General features: G+C 40.4%; 20 protein-coding genes. 14 read left to right on the top strand and 6 right to left on the bottom strand.

Going from position 1 to position 21,788, the window contains the following annotated elements:
- Positions 1 to 4: 4 nt before the first annotated feature.
- The gene (gene dpp5, locus WFY05_RS10585; RefSeq protein WP_340112811.1) at positions 5 to 2,098 is read right to left on the bottom strand and encodes a dipeptidyl-peptidase Dpp5; all 2,094 of its coding nucleotides are present in this window, start codon (positions 2,096 to 2,098) and stop codon (positions 5 to 7) included.
- A 133-nt stretch (positions 2,099 to 2,231) separates the two neighbouring features.
- Positions 2,232 to 2,936 (bottom strand): NigD1/NigD2 family lipoprotein, encoded by a 705-nt coding sequence (locus tag WFY05_RS10590; RefSeq protein ID WP_437127409.1) that lies wholly within the window; start codon positions 2,934 to 2,936, stop codon positions 2,232 to 2,234.
- 196 nt (positions 2,937 to 3,132) lie between these two features.
- Here WFY05_RS10590 and WFY05_RS10595 point away from each other — a divergent pair, with 196 nt between their 5' ends.
- From WFY05_RS10595 to WFY05_RS10605, 3 genes are read left to right on the top strand one after another with little or no spacing between them, the layout of a single operon-like run.
- On the top strand, positions 3,133 to 3,711 hold the full coding sequence (locus WFY05_RS10595; RefSeq protein ID WP_340112813.1) for a glutaredoxin domain-containing protein: 579 nt from the start codon (positions 3,133 to 3,135) through the stop codon (positions 3,709 to 3,711).
- A gap of 11 nt (positions 3,712 to 3,722) precedes the next feature.
- Positions 3,723 to 4,226: a thioredoxin family protein gene (locus WFY05_RS10600; RefSeq protein WP_340112814.1), complete on the top strand. Its 504-nt coding sequence runs from the start codon at positions 3,723 to 3,725 to the stop codon at positions 4,224 to 4,226.
- A gap of 26 nt (positions 4,227 to 4,252) precedes the next feature.
- Positions 4,253 to 4,540 carry a GroES family chaperonin gene (locus WFY05_RS10605; protein WP_340112815.1) on the top strand — a complete coding sequence of 96 codons (288 nt, stop codon included), beginning with the start codon at positions 4,253 to 4,255 and terminating at the stop codon, positions 4,538 to 4,540.
- 108 nt (positions 4,541 to 4,648) lie between these two features.
- On the opposite strand, the gene WFY05_RS10610 is transcribed toward WFY05_RS10605, so the two are convergent.
- The 3 genes from WFY05_RS10610 to pruA form a co-directional block, all read right to left on the bottom strand.
- On the bottom strand, positions 4,649 to 5,239 hold the full coding sequence (locus tag WFY05_RS10610; RefSeq protein WP_340112816.1) for a YqgE/AlgH family protein: 591 nt from the start codon (positions 5,237 to 5,239) through the stop codon (positions 4,649 to 4,651).
- An 87-nt stretch (positions 5,240 to 5,326) separates the two neighbouring features.
- Positions 5,327 to 5,638 (bottom strand): FtsB family cell division protein, encoded by a 312-nt coding sequence (locus WFY05_RS10615; protein ID WP_340112817.1) that lies wholly within the window; start codon positions 5,636 to 5,638, stop codon positions 5,327 to 5,329.
- A 102-nt stretch (positions 5,639 to 5,740) separates the two neighbouring features.
- The gene (gene pruA, locus WFY05_RS10620) at positions 5,741 to 7,378 is read right to left on the bottom strand and encodes an L-glutamate gamma-semialdehyde dehydrogenase (protein WP_340112818.1); all 1,638 of its coding nucleotides are present in this window, start codon (positions 7,376 to 7,378) and stop codon (positions 5,741 to 5,743) included.
- A gap of 686 nt (positions 7,379 to 8,064) precedes the next feature.
- Here pruA and WFY05_RS10625 point away from each other — a divergent pair.
- The 3 genes from WFY05_RS10625 (at position 8,065) to WFY05_RS10635 (ending at position 11,825) form a co-directional block, all read left to right on the top strand.
- Positions 8,065 to 9,897 carry a sensor histidine kinase gene (locus tag WFY05_RS10625; RefSeq protein ID WP_340112819.1) on the top strand — a complete coding sequence of 611 codons (1,833 nt, stop codon included), beginning with the start codon at positions 8,065 to 8,067 and terminating at the stop codon, positions 9,895 to 9,897.
- A gap of 157 nt (positions 9,898 to 10,054) precedes the next feature.
- A complete protein-coding gene (locus tag WFY05_RS10630; protein ID WP_340112820.1) occupies positions 10,055 to 11,074 on the top strand; it encodes a DUF481 domain-containing protein in 1,020 nt (339 codons plus the stop codon).
- Positions 11,075 to 11,117: 43 nt separating this feature from the next.
- A complete protein-coding gene (locus WFY05_RS10635) occupies positions 11,118 to 11,825 on the top strand; it encodes an outer membrane beta-barrel protein (protein WP_340112821.1) in 708 nt (235 codons plus the stop codon).
- Between the two features lie 62 nt (positions 11,826 to 11,887).
- Here WFY05_RS10635 and WFY05_RS10640 read toward each other — a convergent pair whose 3' ends face one another.
- Positions 11,888 to 13,171, bottom strand: a complete 1,284-nt coding sequence (locus WFY05_RS10640) for a type IX secretion system plug protein (RefSeq protein WP_340112822.1) — start codon at positions 13,169 to 13,171, stop codon at positions 11,888 to 11,890.
- A 270-nt stretch (positions 13,172 to 13,441) separates the two neighbouring features.
- Between WFY05_RS10640 and WFY05_RS10645 the strand changes: the two genes are divergently transcribed.
- The 8 genes from WFY05_RS10645 (at position 13,442) to WFY05_RS10680 (ending at position 21,668) form a co-directional block, all read left to right on the top strand.
- Positions 13,442 to 14,788 carry a Na(+)-translocating NADH-quinone reductase subunit A gene (locus tag WFY05_RS10645; protein ID WP_340112823.1) on the top strand — a complete coding sequence of 449 codons (1,347 nt, stop codon included), beginning with the start codon at positions 13,442 to 13,444 and terminating at the stop codon, positions 14,786 to 14,788.
- 116 nt (positions 14,789 to 14,904) lie between these two features.
- Positions 14,905 to 16,080, top strand: coding sequence for an NADH:ubiquinone reductase (Na(+)-transporting) subunit B (locus WFY05_RS10650; RefSeq protein ID WP_340112824.1), 1,176 nt, complete (start codon positions 14,905 to 14,907; stop codon positions 16,078 to 16,080).
- Positions 16,081 to 16,098: 18 nt separating this feature from the next.
- Complete coding sequence (gene nqrC, locus WFY05_RS10655) at positions 16,099 to 16,797, top strand: NADH:ubiquinone reductase (Na(+)-transporting) subunit C (protein WP_340112825.1); 699 nt, start codon at positions 16,099 to 16,101, stop codon at positions 16,795 to 16,797.
- Positions 16,798 to 16,800: 3 nt separating this feature from the next.
- Positions 16,801 to 17,445 (top strand): NADH:ubiquinone reductase (Na(+)-transporting) subunit D, encoded by a 645-nt coding sequence (locus WFY05_RS10660; RefSeq protein ID WP_340112826.1) that lies wholly within the window; start codon positions 16,801 to 16,803, stop codon positions 17,443 to 17,445.
- Between the two features lie 20 nt (positions 17,446 to 17,465).
- Positions 17,466 to 18,083, top strand: coding sequence for an NADH:ubiquinone reductase (Na(+)-transporting) subunit E (gene nqrE, locus WFY05_RS10665; RefSeq protein WP_340112827.1), 618 nt, complete (start codon positions 17,466 to 17,468; stop codon positions 18,081 to 18,083).
- Between the two features lie 20 nt (positions 18,084 to 18,103).
- The gene (nqrF, locus tag WFY05_RS10670; protein WP_340112828.1) at positions 18,104 to 19,375 is read left to right on the top strand and encodes an NADH:ubiquinone reductase (Na(+)-transporting) subunit F; all 1,272 of its coding nucleotides are present in this window, start codon (positions 18,104 to 18,106) and stop codon (positions 19,373 to 19,375) included.
- A 385-nt stretch (positions 19,376 to 19,760) separates the two neighbouring features.
- Positions 19,761 to 20,186 carry a DUF4488 domain-containing protein gene (locus WFY05_RS10675; protein ID WP_340112829.1) on the top strand — a complete coding sequence of 142 codons (426 nt, stop codon included), beginning with the start codon at positions 19,761 to 19,763 and terminating at the stop codon, positions 20,184 to 20,186.
- A gap of 180 nt (positions 20,187 to 20,366) precedes the next feature.
- Entirely contained in the window at positions 20,367 to 21,668 is a 1,302-nt protein-coding gene (locus WFY05_RS10680) for a peroxiredoxin family protein (RefSeq protein WP_340112830.1), read from the top strand.
- The last annotated feature ends 120 nt before the right edge of the window (positions 21,669 to 21,788 follow it).

The following is a 21,788-nucleotide window of genomic DNA, read 5'->3' on the forward strand; positions in this document are numbered from 1 at the left end:
TCATTTATTGTTTCAGCCATTTATCGAGCCAGTTAAAAAATACACGCTGCCACAAAATTCCGTTTTGCGGATGCAATACCCAGTGGTTTTCGTCGGGGAAGTACAACAACTCGGCAGGCACATCACGAAGAATCGCCGCATTAAATGCTGCCAGTCCCTGCTCAGGAGGAACCCTGTAATCTTTTTCGCCCTGTACGATAAGAATTGGTGTGTCCCAGTTTTGAATGTATTTGTGTGGAGAAAAGGTGTAAGAACGTTGGGCTGCGGCATTGTTTTTATCCCAGTAAGCGCCGCCGTAATCCCAGTTTACAAACCACATTTCTTCGGTGGTGGTGTACATGTGCTCGAAATTGAAAATACCATCGTGTGCAATAAAAGCATTGAATCGCCCTTCGTGATGACCGGCAAGGTACATCACCGAAAAACCCCCATAACTTGCACCCACAGCACCCAGATTGTTTTCATCAACATATGGTTCTTTAGCCATTTCATCGATAGCTGTTAGCAGGTCTTTAATGTTTTGTCCACCATAATCTTTCGAAATTTGTTCGTTCCACTCCTGTCCGAATCCCGGTAGCCCCCTTCGGTTAGGCGCCACAATAATGTAATCGTTGGCTGCCATCATCTGGAAATTCCAGCGGTACGACCAAAACTGGCTTACTGTTCCCTGCGGACCTCCCTGGTTGTACAATAAGGTCGGGTATTTTTTCGACGGATCGAAATGTGGCGGATAGATCACCCAGGTCAACATTTGTTTGCCGTCGGTAGTTTCCATCCAGCGTTTTTCCACTTTCCCCATCGTCAGCTGATCCAGAATTCCTTTATTTACAGAGGTCAACGCTTCTTCTTCACCGGTTATCCGATCAACCAAATACAACTCGGCGGGTTGCGACATGGATACTTTTTGTGCCAATAATTTTTCACCTGCAGGAACTACACTTTGGTAATTATGCACGCCATCAGTTAATCGGGCAATGGAACCATCGGCCATATCGAGTCGATATATCTCGTCGGTAGCATGAATATCGCTGATGAAATAAATGGAATTTCCATCCTCACTCCAGTTTAATCCCTGGGCATTCTGATCGAAAGTTTCAGTGTAGTCCTTTTTCTCACCTGTCTCAAGTTCGGCCACAAACAAACGGTTTTTATCCGATTCGTAGCCATCGCGTTCCATGCTTTCCCAGGCCAAAAGTCTTCCATTGGGCGAAAAAACTGGATTCTGATCGTAACCCATCATTCCTGATGTGAAGTTGATTGTTTTTTTGCTTTCAACATCGTACAAATAAATGTCAGAATTAGTAGAAAGTGAATAAGCCTTCCCCACTTTCTTTTTGCACGTATAGGCCAGTGTTTTTCCGTCTGGGCTCCAGGCAATTTGCTCGGTTCCACCGAATGGATTCATGGGCGAATCAAAACGCTCGCCTTCCATAATATCGACGGCTTTCCCGATTTTTCCCTTGTCGTAATCGGCGACAAAAATATGGTTGTAGGTATAATCATGCCAGGTATCCCAGTGGCGGTACATAATATCGTTTTCCAAACGGGCATTGGCTTTCGGAAGATCCGGAAACAAGTCGTGGATGCTTTCATCGAGCTTAACCGCTTTAATATATAAGATCTTCGACTGGTCGGGCGAATATTTAAATCCGGAGATCCCATCATCAACTTTCGAAACTTGTTTGGCCCCGCTACCATCAGGATTCATTTCCCACAGCTGGTTAGTGCCTGATACAGCCGACATATAACCGATTTTCTTACCATCGGGACGCCAAACTGCACCTGATTCTTTGGCTGCCGTGTTACAAATGTTTTTTGCTTCCCCACCGTTAACCGAAATGGTATAAATATCTCGGTACGATTTATCCTCCTCGATGTTGTAATAAGTTACGGTATACAAAACCGTACTTCCGTCGGGAGAAAGTTGTGCTCCTCCTAAACGCCCAAAAGACCAGAGAATTTCAGGTGTCATTATGTCCGATTGCAATTGTGGCGTTTCCGGAACATAGTTTTTAGCTTGCTTCATTATGGTGGTTTCTTTTTGCTGACAGCCAAAAACAAGGGCCGACGCGATTACGAAAAGTGTAATTTTATTCATGTGATCATTCTTTGAACAGTTTAGCATCAAAGTAATTAATTTGGTGTGAGCTTTCAAACAGAATTCTACAAAAACAAAAAAAAGGTGCCTTTTCCGGCACCTTTCTTTCAATTCCTGTTGTATTTAAATTTTGCTAGTTGGGCAAATCCAAATCACTGTAATCGAATTCTTCGGTAAAGGTGTGGGTAATTCCTTCGTAATCGGTCGATGAAACCTGAAAACTTACCACATCGGTCCCGGCTTCCCGCAAACTATTCAGGCTAAACGAAACATAAGCTGAAAAATTGATGGCTTGCTCGTCGTCGTTGGCATTATGACGCAACTCCAGTTTAGCAGCACCGTCTTCGGTAACAGGATCATTAGAATCTTGCACCAGATTCAGAAAATGTGTTTTATACGATCCGGTGTAACGCAACTTAAAATTCAATAAGCTGTCGGTCATCCAGTACTCCTGCACTGTAATAGGATCGTTACCGATACTATCAGCATTTTCCTCGGTAATATTCATAATACCTTTCATTAACACATCGCTGAGTTCGTTCACCTTTACAAGGTATTTCTCAATATTTCCATTCTCATCGCTAACATCGTCGAGAATTGTAAAATTCACCAAAATACGGCCTCCATCTTCCAGCCATTCGTAATAGTCGGGATGAACATTCCAGGCCACCACCTCCAAAACATCTCCATCATCCAGTACAATGGTATAGGCATCTGATTCTGTCTGGATAATTCCGAATCCCAACCAGTAATCCCCCAACGAATAACCATCGTCGTCAAAACACGAATAAAGGGCAATACTAAGTACTGCCAGCAATACAAATGCAAACTTTTTCATCTTCATCTTTCCTCAATTAAAATCCTACTCTAATTTAATTCACAATTTACTCTATAGATTGGTTCAAACCGAAAATGGTTGCGTGTCACTAAAAAAACTGACACGATTTTGTCAGGAACTGACATAAAATCTACCTAAAAGGATTGGCACAGGGTTTGTATGCACATATCTATATTTTTACATATATTTACAGGCAATGAAAAAAATAGGATCATTAAAGGAATTACAGGAAGCCAATAGTACGAACGACACAATATGGCTACTCTTGTACAAAAGCGGTTCTGAGCAAAGCAATTGTGCATTCGAAAATTTTCAGAAAGTTTCGGATGAGATCAAGAATGCTTTTTTATATTTCGCCGATGTATCCAAAGTTCGCGATATTCATCCGGAATACGGAATAACAAGTGTGCCGTTGTTAATGAAATTTGAAAACGGGAAACTGAAGAAAACATTAAAAGGATGCCACCGACCGGAACAGTTTAAAGCAGCTATTGAAGGGCAATCGTTTGTTTCAGCAAGTGGCGAAAAGAACAAAGCGCAGAAGAATGTTGTTGTTTATACTACACCCACATGCAGTTGGTGTACCACCGTTAAACGGCATTTAGACACAAATGGCGTTCGCTACCGTGAGGTGAATGTTGCCGCCAATGCAAAGGCTGCCGAAGCGATGGTAAAGAAAAGCGGACAACAAGGCGTTCCGCAAACAGAAATTGATGGCCAGATTATTGTTGGATTTGATAAAACAAGAATAAATATCTTATTAGGAATAAATTAAAGATGAATAATATGAAAAGAACATTTTTAACGCTGGTAGTTGCAGGCGCCCTGTTACTGGGATTTAACAACTGCCAGGCACGATCGGAAAAATCGGTTGGAGAAAATCCGACTAAAAGCGTTTCATCTGATGAAAAAGCCACGGTGAAACTCACAAAATCATTGTTTCTTGAAAAAGTATGGGACTACGAGAATTCTCCCAAAGAATGGAAATTCAAAGGTGAAAAACCTGTGCTGATTGACTTTTACGCTGATTGGTGCGGACCATGTCGTACCGCCTCTCCTATTTTGGAAGAAGTTGCCAAGGAATACAGCGACAAAGTTACGGTTTACAAAATCGACACACAGGTAGAACGCGAACTGGCGGCTGTATTCGGAGTTCAGGGAATTCCAGCATTTTTGTACATCCCAATGTCGGGCAAACCAACCATGACCTCGGGAATTGCAAGAACAAAAGAAGACACCAAAAAGATGTTCACTGACAATATTGACAAACTGTTATTGACAGAGAATTAGAGTATAATTTAAAATTTAATTGTAAAATGAAAGAATTACAGCCTATTAACCAAAATGTATTGCTCGAACTGGCAGAGGACACTTCGGAGCAAACAACCGCTGCAGGAATTATTATTCCTGATTCTGCAAAAGAGAAGCAAGAGGTTGCAAAAGTAGTAGCAATCAGTAACATCGAAAATGCGGAAATAGCACCTGGTGACGAGGTACTCTACAAAAAGTATGTAGGAACAGAATTGGATTTCGAAGGTAAAAAATACCTGTTATTGCCTTATTCTGAAATCTTATCGAAAGTTGTAGAAACCGAGTCGATTTAAGCTGAATTCAGGATTTTATACATTCTGTCAAAAACATTTTTTATTTCGACACATAAACCGGTTCGTCCATTGACGGATCGGTTTTTTTTTGTACAAAAATGTGGTGAATTAATTTAACGCGGGGTTTTGCGGAAAGTTTTCCCAAACTGTATACCTTTCTCCGGCACGCTTTACAAAACCAAACCACGAGTCGGAACTTAAATCGCCCATAATCGCCTCCTGTTCAACATCGGTAACCAGCCACGAATCTTCTTTTAATTCATCTTCCAACTGACCGGCGTCCCAACCCGAATAACCAAGAAAAAAGCGAATATCGGAAGGATTTATACTACCCAAACGAATTTCGCGCTTAATGGCATCGAAATCTCCTCCCCAGTACAAATCGCCAAGTACATGAATACTACCCGGTATTTTGTTACCCAGTTTGTGCAGGAAGTAAATCGAGTCGGTTGAAACTGGCCCTCCCAAGTAAACTGTGGTGTTAAATTCGGGAAAATCGGGAAAAGCTTCCTGCAACGGAAATTCAACCTGCTTATTTAAAATAAAACCCACTGCCCCTTTTTCGCTGTACGCTACAAGCAAAACCACCGAGCGGTTAAAATAATTACCCGATAAAAATGGTTCAGCAATCAAAATACGTCCCTTCTGAGGTGCTACGTTGTTTGTTCTTATTTTAAATATGTCATTGTTGTTTTCCATTCTATCAGCAATATAATAAAATAATATCATACGTCAAATAGGGTACAGAGCATTCAATAAGGTAACGGGCAAAGAGAAAAAATGTTTTTAGTCTTCTATTTCTTCGATTATAAAAACATCTTCATCGGGTTTGGACATGTAGTATTGTTCGCGCGCAAATTTCTCGAGTTCAGCATCTCCACGGTTCAATTCCCGGTATTTTTGTTTGTCGATAACGATGCGCTCTTTGTAGTAAGCTTTCTGTTCTTTTAGATCGCTAAGTTTTCGCCGGTCTTTTAAATGTCGCGAGATGCTATTTTCATCAAAAAAAAGAATAAAGGCAGCAAATACCACGGAAGCAATAAAAAATTTATTCCCCAGAAATTTGAATGTGCTGCTATTTAAGAAATCCTTTTTCATACTGAAACTTGTAGTTTCAAAAATAGAATTCTAATGCATCAAAAAAAAGAGGAGATGAACAAATTCACCTCCTCTTTATGAACAACCTATCGTTGGTATTTATTATTCTTTGTCGGGTTGAAAATTCGGATAAGTATAATCTTCTGCCGGAACAAAAGTTTCCTTAATGGTACGAATTGACGTCCAGCGCAGGAAATTAAAGATAGAACCTGCTTTATCGTCGGTACCCGATCCGCGTGCACCACCAAATGGCTGCTGACCTACAACAGCTCCGGTTGGTTTATCGTTAATGTAGAAGTTACCTGCGGTGTTTTCCAGTCGCTTGGTAATTTTCTCGATGTTGTATCGATCCTGTGACATTACGGCGCCGGTCAAAGCATAAATCGAAGTTTTATCCAGGATATCGAGTGTCTCGTCCAGTTTTTCGTCTTCGTATACATAAACAGTTAACACCGGCCCGAACAATTCTTCCTGCATGGTAATATAATCAGGAGTTTTAGCCTGAATAACAGTTGGTTCGATGTAGTACCCTACCGACTTATCACATTTTCCTCCAAAGATCACTTCGGCATCAGCATCGTCATTCGCACGATCGATAAATCCTTTCAATTTATCATACGATGCTTCATCGATAACCGCATTTACAAAGTTTGTGAAATCTTCAGGCGTTCCCATTTTAACAGTGGCCAATTCCTTTCCGAAGATTTCTTTTACTTCGGGCCAAATGCTTTCGGGAATGTAAACACGCGAAGCTGCCGAACACTTTTGCCCCTGATACTCGAACGCACCACGTAACATGGCAATGGCCAGGGCGCGTTTATTTACCGTGTTATCGGCAAAAATAAAGTCTTTACCACCTGTTTCACCTACAATACGCGGGTATGATTTGTATTTGTAAATGTTTTCACCAATTTTCTTCCAAATGCTTTGGAATACTCCGGTTGATCCGGTGAAGTGAATACCAGCAAAATCGGGATGAGTAAGTACTTTGTCAGCTGTCATCGGTCCTGATGCATAAACCAAGTTGATAACACCGTCAGGCAAACCTGCTTCCTTAAAAATTTCCATTATTACACCGGCTGAATAAACGGCCGTTTTCGATGGTTTCCAAACAACAACATTACCCATTAATGCCGGAGCTGCAGGCAGGTTACCCGCAATTGATGTAAAGTTGAAAGGAGTAAGCGCGAACACAAAACCTTCCAGTGGACGGAATTCATTATAGTTCCACATTCCTTTAGCCGATTCAGGCTGAATTTTGTAAATATCAGTCATTACCTGAACACCAAAACGAAGGAAATCAGCAAATTCGCAAGCCGCATCAATTTCAGCCTGGAATGCATTTTTTGATTGCCCCAACATAGTAGCTGCATTAATTTTTGCACGGTATGGACCGGCCAAAAGGTCGGCTGCTTTCAAAAAGATTGAAGCACGGTGTTGCCACGACATGTTCGCCCATTTTTCGCGAGCACTCAAGGCAGCATCAATGGCCATTTCAACATGGCTTTCGTCGCCCTGGTTATAATAACCGAGTGTGTGTGCAATTTCGTGTGGAGGGAACATTCTCACCTTACGATCTGTGAACACCTCTTTTCCGCCAATTACCATTGGCAAATCAACCTCCTGAGCTTTTAACTCTGTAATTTTTGCTTTCAATTCTTTACGTTCGGGAGTTCCCGGAGCGTAAGTCAAAACCGGTTCGTTTTTCGCAACCGGTACATTAAAAATTCCTTTTGGCATGATATTCTCCTTTAGTTTTAAATTAATTTCTCTTCATTCAGCTTGCCATAAAACCTTTTTCGATTTTTCGCCTGTTGCTTTCAAAAACAATAAGTTGAAAACAACTGATATTGAATGCAGCAACACGTTCTATACAGGTGCAAGTTTTTCTGCTGAATTGTACAAAACTAAAAATTACGAATCGTTCAAATCATAACAAAAATCAGTCATTCACTATTTTACATTTTCTTAAACAACCACTTGGCCGAAAAACAAAACAAAAATCATTTTTTTGACCGATTTTGAGGAAAGCCATACTACCACTTTTAAAACTGTAATCAGTTGCCAGAACTTGATATGCATAATAATTAAAGTTCATGTTCTGACGAATAAATGTATTTTCGTAAAATTGTACCTGTCAATGTGGCTTTTACGACATTTTTGATACATTTACATTATTGTTAAGAAGCTTATTTAATATCATAAACAACCAGTTTTGGGCTGATCTTCCGAAGGAAAAGCAAAGACAGCTGTTTCAACTTCTTTCCATTTGGTCTGCAGTGGGAATTGTTATGGTTATTATATTGTTCAGCCATATCTTTTTCCCTGAAACCATTCTTTGCTTAATCTGCGATATTTTACTCTTTTCGGCGTCTGTTCTCACCATAATTTGTACACTCAACGGAAAGGAAAACTGTGCAGTTAACATGGTTTTTCTGACACCGGTTTTTCTTTATGGATATTACATTTCTGAATTCAGCAATCACCTGCCCCCCATTCAAACCGTTCATTTTACCACCTGGTGGACCATTGCCGGCCTTATTTACCTTTATTTTTTTACCGAAGAGGATTTAAAAATCATCCTGTACGGCATTGTGAGTTTACTTACCATTAGCGGGCATTTGTATTTTAGTGGCCAACTGGGCACCTCGTTTTCCTATTACGAGTCGTTTGTTATTCACCCACTATTTATATATACCGCCGTTTTTATTCCTACGTTTTATTTGTGGAAACGCTTTTCAATACGTCAGAATAAATTGCGGGAAATGCTCCGCAACCAGCAGGTAAGTCTGAATCGTGTGCTGCAAAGTTCGTCGTTTATGATCAGCCGAATTAGCGCCGAAAGAGATGAAGATGGCAATGTGGTTAAGCTAACAGTAGATAAAGTAAACAACGCGTTCGAATCAGCTTTTAAACTCAATTTATATGAAGTTCAGGGGCAGGAAGCGGAGTATGTTTTCAACCTGATTTTTAAAGGTAAATTCGATGTTAACAAAATATTATTATTTAATCGACGTAAAACTTCTGAGTTCAAAGCTGCGAACCTCGACAAATGGTTTAAAATCCATGTCATCAATCCCAGCTACAATCTTTTCTACCTCATTTTTGAGGACATCACAAAAATAAAAGAAAATATTGCGCAGCTTGAAGCCAGCAAACGGCGATACAAAGTGCTGCTCGAAGCCATTCCAGATATCTTTTTCGTAATTGACAAGGATGGTATTTATGAAGACTTTGTAATTAAAGAAAGTGATCTTTTTAAAATCGAAGATGCCAATATTATCGGTAGTTCGATCTTTAATGCCGGCTTTCCAGATAACATGGCAAATAAGATTTACAGTTGTATAAAAACCTGTTTAAAGACCAATTCAATTGAAACCATCGAATACTCTTTAAACACGCCCAATGGCACCTTTCTGTTCGAAATGCGTCTGGCCAAATTAAATGCGAATTCTGTTATTTCGGTGGCACGCGATATTACCAAACGTAAAACTGCCGAATTCAACCTGGAGAAAGCGCTGAATCGTGCCGAAGAATCGGATCGATTGAAATCGGCATTCCTGGCCAATCTGTCGCATGAAATCAGAACACCGATGAACATCATCACGAATTTTACGCGAATGCTGGCCGATGCAGAAATGAATCCTTTTGAACGGGTGGAAATTTCGGATGCCATTACTGAAAACGGCAAACAGCTGATCAACATGATCGACAACACCATTCACCTCTCGAAAATAGAAACCGAAAACATCGAAGTAAAACACGAATTCTCCAACATCAACTCACTGATACGGGAAATTTATAACGTTTATTCTCCTAATATTCCTGATTCGAAAGATCTGCGCATTCAGCAAAAACTGGATGTAATGAATCCGGAATTTGGTTTTAGCACCGACGCCAATCTCCTAAAAGAAGCCCTGACCATTATTACCGATAACGCCGTAAAATACACTGCGGCAGGAACTGTTACCATTGGATACGAAATGATACGAAACGAGTATGTCAAATTCATCGTAACAGATACCGGTATTGGCATCCCCGAAGAAGAATTCGAGAATATTTTCAGCCGTTTTTACCGCATTCCAAATTCGATCAACCAAACTACCTCGGGCTCGGGAATCGGACTTTCAATTGCACAACACTACATTGCACTGCTGGGTGGCGAACTGCAGTTTAATTCCACGGTGGACAAAGGCAGCGAATTTTGGTTTGCTGTTCCATTTACCGAAGGAAAAGGTTATATGGCAGTTGTTAAGTAAAGTAACTTTTTGATCGACAATCGGTGTTTTCTTTGAAATCAATTCAAGCGGCCATTCAATTTTTCACAGCTACCAAACAAAACCATTCGCAACTGGAATTGTTAACTTATAAAATGTAATTTTGAATAAATATTATAACTCAAACAATCCAATAAAAATGAAACATCTTTTTTCTATCGTTTTTCTCATTTTATTTACCGGTTACTCCGCATTTGCACAGGCACCAGATTCAATAATCTTTAACAACGGAAATTACATTGTTGGTGAAGTAAAATCGATGGACCGAAATGTGCTTTCGATTGAAACCGATTACAGCGATGACGATTTTACCATCGAATGGGACGGCATAAAAGAAATTTATACAAAAACTTTCTTCCTGATTACACTTTCAAGCGGAGACCGGTACAACGGAAATATCAATTCATCGGGTCCCGGGAAATTATCTATTTCAACTGATGATGGTCAAAACATTGAAGTAAATCCTGAAGAAATAGTATTTCTTGATGACATCGACCAGGGATTCTGGAGCCAGGTATATGCTTCGGTAGATTTTGGCTGGGACATTACCAAAGCCAACAATTTCAGGCAATATTCGATGCGCAGTAACCTGGGCTACATTGCCAAACGCTGGCAACTGGATGCCGGTTACAACCTGTTAAAAACCCAACAGGATGATGTTGAAGATATTCACCGTACCGACGGTTCGCTTACTTACAAATATTTTCTACCCCACGACTGGTACCCTTTGGTTTCGGTTTCTCTGTTGAGCAATAGCGAGCAGCAACTCGATTTAAGGACCACAGCTAAGCTAGGTATGGGAAACTACGTCATTCACACCAATAGCCTGTACTGGGGATTTTCGGCGGGAGCCAACTACAACGACGAACGATATTCCGGGGGAACTACCGCTGACCGTTCAAGCTGGGAGGGTTTCCTGGGCACGGAACTGAATCTTTTTAATGTTGGAGATTTAAGCCTGATGTCACAATTTATTGCCTACCCAAGTTTTACGGAATCCGGACGTTGGCGTGCCGATTTTAAATTCGATATGAAATACGATCTTCCACTCGACTTTTATGTAAAACTGGGTTATACACATAACTTCGACAATAAACCTGCTGAAGGATCGTCGAAAAACGATTATGTGTTCCATACCGGTTTTGGATGGGAATGGTAAAACAGTTTTTTAAATCAAATAACAGATCTAACCACAATTAAAAATGAAAAACAAATCACTTATCTTACTGGCACTTATTTTAAACGGAGTTTACGGTTATTCAAGTGCAGCCGACACTAAAACGGAACAAGAACCGCAGCGAATAATGGTGGTACAAAAATCTTTTGAACCACATTTGCGCATCAACGGTTACACATTTTATGCCTTCGACGACAAAGTAGATTCTTACTATTCAAGCAGCGATTATTTTAATGGAAAAATTAAAGGTGGCTTTCAATGGGGAGGCGGACTGGAATATATGCTTGCACCGGTTCAAAGTATTGAGATCAGTTATCTCCGGCTCGATACTGAAGCTCCTATGAACTATTACAACAACGGTGCACAATATTCTGTTTTCGATGTGGCTACCAATTATATTTTAGTGGGTGGAAACCGCTATTTTCCAACCGGAGCAGCCATCGAACCCTATGCCGGCGCCCAGTTAGGCCTGGCCATTTTTAATGTCGAAAATCCTGACAATGGAAATTCAGGCAATGCCACAAAATTTGCCTGGGGTCTCAAAGCCGGATTGAACATATGGGCCAGTGAAATGATCGGCCTGAAAATTCAAACCGGATTAAACTCGGCGGTTCAGGCTGCAGGTGGCAGCTTTTGGTTTGGAGGTGGTGGATCAGGAGCAGGAATTTCAACTTACTCTACTTTTTTCCAGTTTTATATTGGAGGGGGACTAACAATAAAAGTTGGAAACTAAACTAAATTTTTAGGATTTACACAAAGAAGGTTGTTACGCCAAGTGACAACCTTTTTAGTTATTTACTGTCTGTTTTCTATCGAGTTCAATAAACGGTACCCCACCAAACGATCATAACGAGCCGCCAGATCGCGGTAATACACAAAAATCTGATAATCGTTTTCAGTCTCCCAAAAACTGCCTTCTATATTGGTGTGATCGGCCGTCCTTGAACCTTGCGGTACATAAACATAAATGTAGTTGTAGTATCCCTGCTTAAGCAAAAGCGTAAGTTCGTATTCTCCTTTATCGAAATTGTAGGTCATTTCATTGCCTCTATTGGCGTTCCACTGCGTAAGCGCTCCAAAAACATTCACGCTTCCGCCCAGTAATGGCGACTCCACCGGCAGGCTAAAATGCACAAAATCATAATCGCACTCCGTGTCATAATCGCGCACTTCCTGATCCTGGCTTTCTACCGTATATTTTCCGTTCATTTCTTTGTACTGGAAGAAATCCTTATTCGCCCTTATTTCATCTGTAGCCAGTGTTTTGTGGTAATACGGACGTAAAAAATCGGTTGCAATCACATTTTCGCCGTTCATCCGGTTGGTTCGAATATCGAAATAACGAAACTCGTTTCCGGCCTTAAAAACGTTTTCCTTGTCGTAATCGTATATCAGCTGGCCATCTCGTATATACAATGGCTTGAGGTTGGTAATGGCATTGTCCCAGCGGTTGTTTTGCATAATAACCACTTTTACCTCTTCTCTCGGATTAAGAATTCCGAGCTTAGGATGATACACTGTAAAATCCACTTCCTGGCTGCCCCCCTTAAATGCATCGAAAGTGGCGCGTCTTACTGTTCCTTCAATGGTTACAGCTGTTTCATAAATTTGAAAACGCTGCGAAAGCACTTTGTTCTCCTTCTCATTATTTTCGTACACCACCAGCACATAATTTCCCGATAACTTGGGTTTAACCATTTCGTTTGGGATCTCAATCTGGTAATTCACGTAGTCGAATGTGGTATTAAACGACAAGGCATAATCCGTAATCGGATTGTCGGCAAAGCCATCAAGATAATCGGTTTGCGGAATGTAGCTTTCTTTCCAATCGGCATCGCAATGCACAATAGTATAATAGTAATCCTTTACATCCGGTGACAGATCATCGAACTTAAAAGTAAGCGACTGGTTTTCGTTCAGCCCAATCACCGGGTTCGACAACAGAAAGCCGGTTCGGTACATTTGCGCTGATTTGATTGTCTCCTTGTAAACAGCTGTTTCGTAGTAAAAATTGTCGTCCTGTGCCCGGCCGATATAACATAAAACAGCTCCAAAAATTAGCAGAAATGCTTTTCTCATCGTTTAATATTTTCTCAATTTATCATCAAAAGCTTGCCCAATAGCAATTTATAACCTTTCTAAAATAACGTCAAATTTGTTAAATTAATTTGAGAAAGCGAATATTTTCTTCATAAAATCAGGGGCTTACAAAATGCCCCTATTTCGATGCCAACACACATGCACTAATCGTACTATATTTATATCTTAAGTCTTTAATTTTATTCATTGTTAAAGCGCAATTAATTATTACTTTTGCCCACCTAAAATCAATTTTAGTCTTAATTCAATATGTCAGAAGTGATTAGGTTAAAAAAAGGGCTGAATATTAAGCTGAAAGGAAGTGCTGAAAAAGTACTCGAAAAATTGCCGGCTCCGGCAACAGTGGCTCTAAAACCAACCGATTTCCCGGGACTAACTCCAAAACTGAGCGTAAAAGCCGAAGCTGAAGTAAAAGCAGGCGACGCCTTATTCTACGACAAATACCACCCTGAAATTATTTTTACAGCCCCTGTTGGCGGTAAAGTGCTTTCAGTAAACCGTGGCGAACGTCGTAAAATTCTGGAGGTAGTTATCGAAACAAGCGAAAAAGCAGGAAAAGTAAAATTCAAAAAAGCAGATCCTGTTAGTTTGTCGGAAGAGGAGGTTAAAGAGCAGATCCTGAAAAGTGGTCTTTGGCCATTTCTCAAAAGACGTCCCTACGGAATTATTGCATCGCCGAAAGAAAAACCCGTTTCGATTTATGTTTCAACATTCGACACGGCACCACTGGCACCCGATTACAATTTTTTAGTTGACGGGCAATTGGATACCTTCCAGACGGGTATTAATGCTTTGGCAAAACTAACCGACGGGAAAATTTACCTGGGTATAAATTCCGGTTCTGCGTTTAGCGGGATCAAAAATGTGGAGTTCAATACTTTCGAAGGTCCGCATCCGGCCGGAAATGTGGGGATCCAAATCGCGAATACCAACCCGATTAATAAAGGCGATGTGGTTTGGACCATCGATGTTCAGGCTATCCTGTTTATTGGTCGTCTTTTCGAAACCGGAGAGGTTGATCTTACCAAAACGATTGCCATTGCCGGTTCAGAAATTAAAGAACCGAAATATTATCAAACAATTTTGGGAGCGCCTGTTGCTTCGCTGGTAAAAGACAAGTTGGTTGAGGCTGATTATAACCAGCGAATTATCAGTGGTAACGTACTTACCGGAACAAAAGTAAATACCAGCACTTATATGGGATATTACGATTCATTGCTGTCGGTTATCCCTGAAGGAGATGAATACGAATTTTTTGGCTGGGCCGATCCCGGTTTTGGGAAATTCAGTGCATCGAAAACCTTCTTCGGAAAATTGTTCCCTAAAAAAGAATATACGCTTAACGCCAATATGCACGGCGGCGAGCGAGCTTTTGTAATGTCAGGACAATACGAGAAACTTGTTCCTATGAATATCCTTCCGGTTCATTTGTTGAAAGCCGTTTTGGTAAACGACATCGACAAAATGGAACAGTTGGGTATTTACGAGGTAGTTGAAGAAGACCTTGCACTTTGCGAATACGCCTGTACCTCGAAGATTGAAGTACAAAAAATTCTTCGCGAAGGCATAAATACCATGATCAAGGAACTCGGCTAAAAATTGGATAATCATTTAGTTTTTTGAAATGAAACGAGCTGTCAAACTGCTAAGTTACACAAGAAGCTAAATCAAGCGAGTTACATTGAATGCAAAAAATGTAAACAATAAATGAAATGAAATTCATAAAAAACTTTTTTGAAAAAACAGAACCGCTGGTTCAGAAGGGAGGCAAGTATCATTGGCTTCAGTCTGTGCACGACGGATTCTTCACATTTTTATATGTGTCAAAAAGTACTTCAAAGTCAGGTTCGCATATTCACGATCACATCGATCTGAAACGAACCATGTCGATTGTTGTACTGGCACTGGTGCCGGCACTTCTTTTCGGGATGTACAATACCGGATATCAGCATTTCAAAGCAATTGGCGAACTGGCATCAACCGGCTTTTTTGAGATATTCCTTTTCGGATTGATCAGAGTACTGCCTATTGTGGTCGTTTCTTACGGTGTTGGTTTGGGTATTGAGTTTGTTTTTGCACAAATCCGCGGGCACGAAATACAGGAGGGCTTCCTTGTTTCGGGAATGCTTATTCCATTGGTAATGCCGATAGAAACACCACTTTGGATGATCGCTGTAGCCACTGCCTTTGCCGTAATTATCGGTAAAGAGGTGTTTGGTGGTACCGGAATGAATATCTGGAACCCGGCACTCGTAGCACGTGCTTTCCTGTTCTTTGCTTATCCGGCACAAATGTCGGGTATAAAAGTTTGGGTAGCTTCAGGGAGCCAGGCAACCGATGCCATTACCTGTGCTACTCCGCTTGGAGATGCGGCCGCAGGTAGTATTACGTACACTGCATCCGATGCTTTTTTCGGATTAATTCCCGGATCAATCGGTGAAACATCAACACTGGCCATTCTTATCGGTGCGGTTTTACTTCTTATCACCGGAATCGGAAGCTGGAGAGTGATGCTTTCAACCATTGCCGGTGGTGCGGTTATGGGACTTATTTTAAACGCTTTTGCCGGAAGTTCTGCACTTTCTGACGCCAACCAGGTATTCTTTGCAATTCCGTTCTGGCATCACCTCATTTTAGGAGGATTTATGTTTGGTGCCATTTTTATGGCCACCGACCCTGTTTCGGCTGCACAAACCGATAAAGGTAAATGGATTTACGGATTCCTGATCGGTATTATTGCGGTTTTAATTCGTGTGATCAACCCGGCTTATCCCGAAGGAATGATGTTGGCAATTCTGTTGATGAACACCTTCGCTCCGCTTATTGACCACTACGTAGTACAAAGTCATATCAAACGCAGGCTGAAACGAGCAAAAGTCTCTGCTTAATCGAAAAATTGACAGATCATGAACAGAAACGGTAATACATATACAGTTTTATACGCAGCAATCATGGTAATTCTGGTTGCGGCTATTCTGGCCTCGGTTTCCATGGCGCTTAAGCCAAGACAGGTCAGAAATATCGAGATTGAGAAAAAGCAGAGTATCCTTGCATCGGTTAATATTGCCAGTACAGTTGAAAACGCTGACGATATCTATGCCGAAAAGATCGTTAATCAAATAGTTATTAATACCAAGGGCGAAGAAGTGGAAGGCGATGCTTTTAACATTGATCTGAAAAAGGAACATGCTAAAAGCAATGCAGATATGCATCTTCCTGTTTTTGAGTGCGACACCGACGAAGGTTTAAAATACATTCTTCCGGTTCGGGGAACAGGGCTTTGGGGACCTATCTGGGGCTATATCTCGCTAAATGAAGATATGAACACCATTTACGGTGCCAACTTCGACCACCAGGGCGAAACACCCGGTTTAGGTGCTGAAATCTCTACTGAACCTTTTGAGAAGCAATTTATCGGAAAGAAATTATTTGATGACAATGGTGAATTGTATTCCATAATTGTTGCCAAGGTTGGACAGGATGCGCCGGCCGAACACAAAGTCGACGGAATCTCCGGTGGTACAATTACCAGTAAAGGACTGGAGAAAATGCTTCTCGACGACTTTACGAGATATGAAGAATTCTTAAAAAAGAAAAAATCTTAAGCGATGAGTGAACCATTATTTTCAAAGAAAAACTTAAAGCTGTTATCCGATCCGTTGAACAGCAGTAACCCGATCACCGTACAGGTGCTGGGTATCTGTTCGGCACTGGCAGTAACAGCCCAGCTAAAACCGGCTGTGGTAATGTCACTATCGGTAGTTGCGGTATTAGCATTTGCGAACGTTATTATTTCACTCTTAAGAAATACAATTCCAAACCGTATCCGGATTATTGTACAGCTGGTAGTAATTGCCTCGCTCGTAATTCTGGTCGACCAGATACTGAAAGCCTATGTTTACGATGTAAGTAAACAGTTGTCGGTTTTTGTTGGTCTGATCATTACCAACTGTATTATCATGGGTCGTTTGGAGGCTTTTGCACTGGGTAACCGTCCATGGCAATCGTTCTTAGATGGTATCGGTAACGGTGCCGGTTATGCCTGGATCCTGATTGTAGTTGGTGCAGCCCGCGAATTATTTGGTTCCGGTTCATTATTCGGATTCAAACTTATTCCAGAAAGCTGGTACATCACCAATGGTGGTTTTTATGCCAACAACGGTATGATGATTCTTCCTCCAATGGCTTTGATCACGGTAGGAATCATTATCTGGGTACAACGTAGCCGTAACCGTAAATTAATTGAAGACTAAAACGAAGAAAACAGATCATCATGGAAAATCTAATAAATATATTTGTTAAGTCGATTTTCATCGAAAACATGGTATTTGCCTATTTCCTGGGCATGTGTTCTTACCTTGCTGTTTCGAAAAAAGTGAGTACCGCTACCGGTCTTGGAATTGCTGTTATTTTCGTTTTGGGAATCACAGTTCCGGTTGACTACCTGCTTGAGAACTATGTACTGAAAGATGGTGCTCTGGCATGGTTAAGCCCTTCGCTTGCCGATGTAGACCTTAGCTTCCTTTCCTTTATCATGTTTATTGCAGTAATTGCATCGATGGTGCAGCTGGTTGAAATGGTAGTTGAAAAATTTGCACCCGACTTATACAGCCAGTTGGGTATTTTCCTGCCTCTTATAGCTGTAAACTGTGCCATCCTCGGAGGTTCGTTGTTTATGCAGCAAAAAGCCTTTGTAAACATCGGAGAAGCTACTGTTTATGGTTTAGGATCGGGCGTAGGCTGGTTCCTTGCCATTGTTGGTATCGCAGCTATCCGCGAAAAAATTGAGTATTCCAGTGTACCCGCTCCTCTCCGCGGACTCGGTATTACGTTTATCGTTACCGGTTTAATGGGAATGGCGTTTATGGGTTTCATGGGAATTAAATTGTAGAATCGAAAAATCAGAGAATAATGATCATATTATCAGCTCAAACTACAGTAATTCTGGCGAGTGTAGCCGTGTTCCTGGGCGTTATTATCCTGTTGGTTGCTATGTTGCTTTACGTGAAGAAAAAGCTTACTCCTTCGGGAACCGTGACGGTAAGCATTAACGACGGCGACCTGAATGTGGAAACTGATCCCGGAAACACCTTGCTGTCAACACTTGGTAACAACAAAATTCTGCTTCCATCGGCGTGTGGTGGTGGTGGTACCTGTGCCATGTGTCGTTGCCAGGTTGAGGAAGGCGGAGGTTCTATTCTTCCCACCGAAACCGGTTTCTTTACCCGTAAGGAACAGAATGAAAACTGGCGACTGGCTTGCCAGGTAAAAGTAAAAGAAGACCTTAAAATAAAAATTCCGCAGGAAGTACTTGGTGTTAAGAAATGGGAATGCGAAGTGGTTTCGAACGACAACGTAGCTACTTTTATCAAGGAATTTGTGGTAAAATTGCCTGAAGGCGAAAACCTCGATTTTAAATCGGGTGGTTATATTCAGATAGATGTACCAAAGGTCGATGTTGATTTTAAAGACATGGACATTGCAGAAGAGTACCGCGAAGAGTGGGAAAAATTTGGCATGTTTGATCTTAAAATGAAAAACCCGGAACCAACATTCCGTGCTTATTCGATGGCCAATCACCCTGCCGAAGGAAACATTGTAATGCTGAACATTCGTATTGCCACCCCACCCTGGGATCGTGCAAGCAATGGGTTTAAAAAGGTAAATCCGGGTATTTGTTCTTCGTATATCTTTAACCTTAAACCTGGCGACAAAGTGACGGTTTCAGGTCCATACGGAGAGTTCTTCCTGAAAGACAACGACAACGAAATGATGTTTGTTGGTGGTGGTGCCGGAATGGCTCCGATGCGTTCGCACCTTTTCCATCTGTTCCATACGCTAAAAGAGAAGGATAAGAAAATTACTTTTTGGTACGGTGCACGTTCGTGGAAAGAAGTATTTTACTACGATCAGTTCCGCGAAATCGAAAAGAAATTCCCGAATTTTGAGTTTCATCTCGCGCTCGACCGTCCTGATCCGGCGGCCGATGAAGCTGATGTTACTTACAAAACCGGATTTGTTCACCAGGTGATTTACGACAATTACCTGAGCCAGCACGAAGAACCCGAAGAAATCGATTTCTACATGTGCGGCCCGCCAATGATGAACGACGCCGTTCAGAAAATGCTTTACGATCTGGGCGTACCGGACGAAAACGTACTGTTCGACGACTTTGGATCGTAAACCCCTCTCCCGATAAATCGGGATCTCCCCTAAAGGGGAGCAAAATCGAAGTTTTAAACTTAGATATTTCAAAGCCACTTTCCTGACGGAGAGTGGCTTTTTTTTTATGTCGCCATTTTAACAATATTATGTGCTGCGTCAACCAAATACTTTTTCATTCCTGCCAAATTCTCAGTTGGTCTTTTAATAACTTAACTTTTTACTTAGTTTTGATAAAAAGCAAATGAATCGAACCTGATAATACCTACAATATCAACAAATTAGAATCGTTGTACTTCTTACAAAAACAGAACTTAAAAAACCGTTGGAGTTGTTCATCTTTTGGTAAACAACTCGAACCTATCAACAAAGTATAATTGATTTATTTAACTTAAAAACTGACAAAATGAAAAAACTGAAAATTTTAACTATTCCTGTTATTTTGGGTTGTATCGTATTTCTTGTAGCTTGTAATAATCAGCCCAGCATTCAGGAAAAATTAATAGGCACATGGCAGCTCTGTAATCCTGATGGTACGGTAACGACAAATCTTTACGATTCGGAAGACATGTCGAGATACAAGTTAATAACCAAAGAAACATTTATGGTTATGGATTTCACTAATAAAAGCCAACAAATACTTGGCGTAATTAATGGGACATTTACGGTGGAAAATGGTGTTTACAATGAATCTATTCAATACACCAATGCAAATTTCAGAGGTTATCTTAACAAAATGAATTCATTTACCATAGAAATAAAAAAGGACTACATGTTTATTAAAGGGACTAACAATGACCTCGATGAAATTTGGAAAAAGGTGAAGGACTAATTTTCAATAATGGGCTCTTAAAATAGGACAACACACAAAATGGTTATTGCATCGCGGGGCTGGTGCAGAGCGATGCCGTTGATTATTTTTCAGCCGTATCGCCTACCGAACATTTACGTACTTTGAAATCGGCAACGACAACTTACACGTGATCATTAACATGCATAAAAAAAACCAAAAATGAAACAATACAATTTAATTTTGATTAGCCTATTGATTTCTTTTTCAGTTGGATATAGGAAACAAAAAAGAGTTTATACGGACTTTGATAGGCGTATTGAATTAAATGCCATCAAACAAAGTATCCCAATTGATGATCATTCAATATTTTTTGGCATGAGTACTAAAGACGGTAGATTTTGGGATAATGTTTTCCCTGAAGTAAAAGGCATGCCTGATTCATTAGCAAATATAAAGTATTACTATAGTTGGTTCAATAATATCCAGGCTTTATATCAGTCATACAAAGCAGGAGTCGTTCACAAAAATGATTTTGATTACTATTATAATGCATGGGGGGCTGATACAGCAGACTGTATTCCAGAGTATGTTAAAACATATGCAATTATTGCAACAGGACAATCAAAAACAGGTCGGAAGTATTTTCTATTTGATTCCAATAATGATTATGATTTAAGCGATGAAGTTTTATTTGAAACTTCAAAACGTAATTCTTTAAATAAAAAGAATAAGGAACATCAACCATATAAAATATTATACGAGAAGGTTGTCAATAAAGAGATTCAAAAAGATTCTACATGGGTTGCCTTTGATGAATTTAGTGGTCGCATGTGGATAAAATTCTGCGAAAAAACGTCAGCCTCATTCCAATTCGACTCTGTTAACTACAATATTGAAGTTCGCCCTTCTGGTTTTTGTCTTTATACAGGTGGTACAACTTTTACTCTAACTCAATCAATCAGTAGACAAAGCAATACATATGACGTGGGAGAATATGTTAAACTCGGCAATCATTATTACAAATTTAACTGTAGCACCGATGGATCAAAAATATTTTTAACAAAGGATGATGAAGCACTCACAAATGGGAGTACTCAAATTGGTATGCCGCCATTAGCATTTAAAGCCAAATCCTGTTCCGGAGATTCCATTAATTTTCCATCAGATTATAAGGGAAAATATGTCCTTTTAGATTTTTGGGCGACAAATTGCGGACCTTGTATTCAGGAGATGAAAGACTATTACATTGATATTTACAAGAGATATGGTGGTAATGAGTTTGAGATTGTTGGTGTAGCAAATAATTTACCGCATGAACTTGAAATCTTCTTAAAAGAAAATAATATTAAGTGGACTATTGTGGCTGATGGAGAGGAAAAACTAATTCAGAAAGAATACAACATTACACATTATCCTACTCTGTATTTTATTGACCCTGATGGCAAAATTGTCGCAAAAGAAAATGATTTAAGACTAGGTAAATTTGTTTCGACATTAGAAGAAAACATAAAACTTAATTAAATACGCACGTTAACACATTGTAATATGGCAGTTATCACCGCCACATTCAAGTGATCATTGTGGTACATGTAAAAAAAGAGAAAGACGTAAAATGTAGTTCACAAAATAAAAACGAAACCA

Source organism: Maribellus mangrovi, assembly GCF_037646455.1.
Taxonomy (GTDB): domain Bacteria; phylum Bacteroidota; class Bacteroidia; order Bacteroidales; family Prolixibacteraceae; genus Draconibacterium; species Draconibacterium mangrovi_A.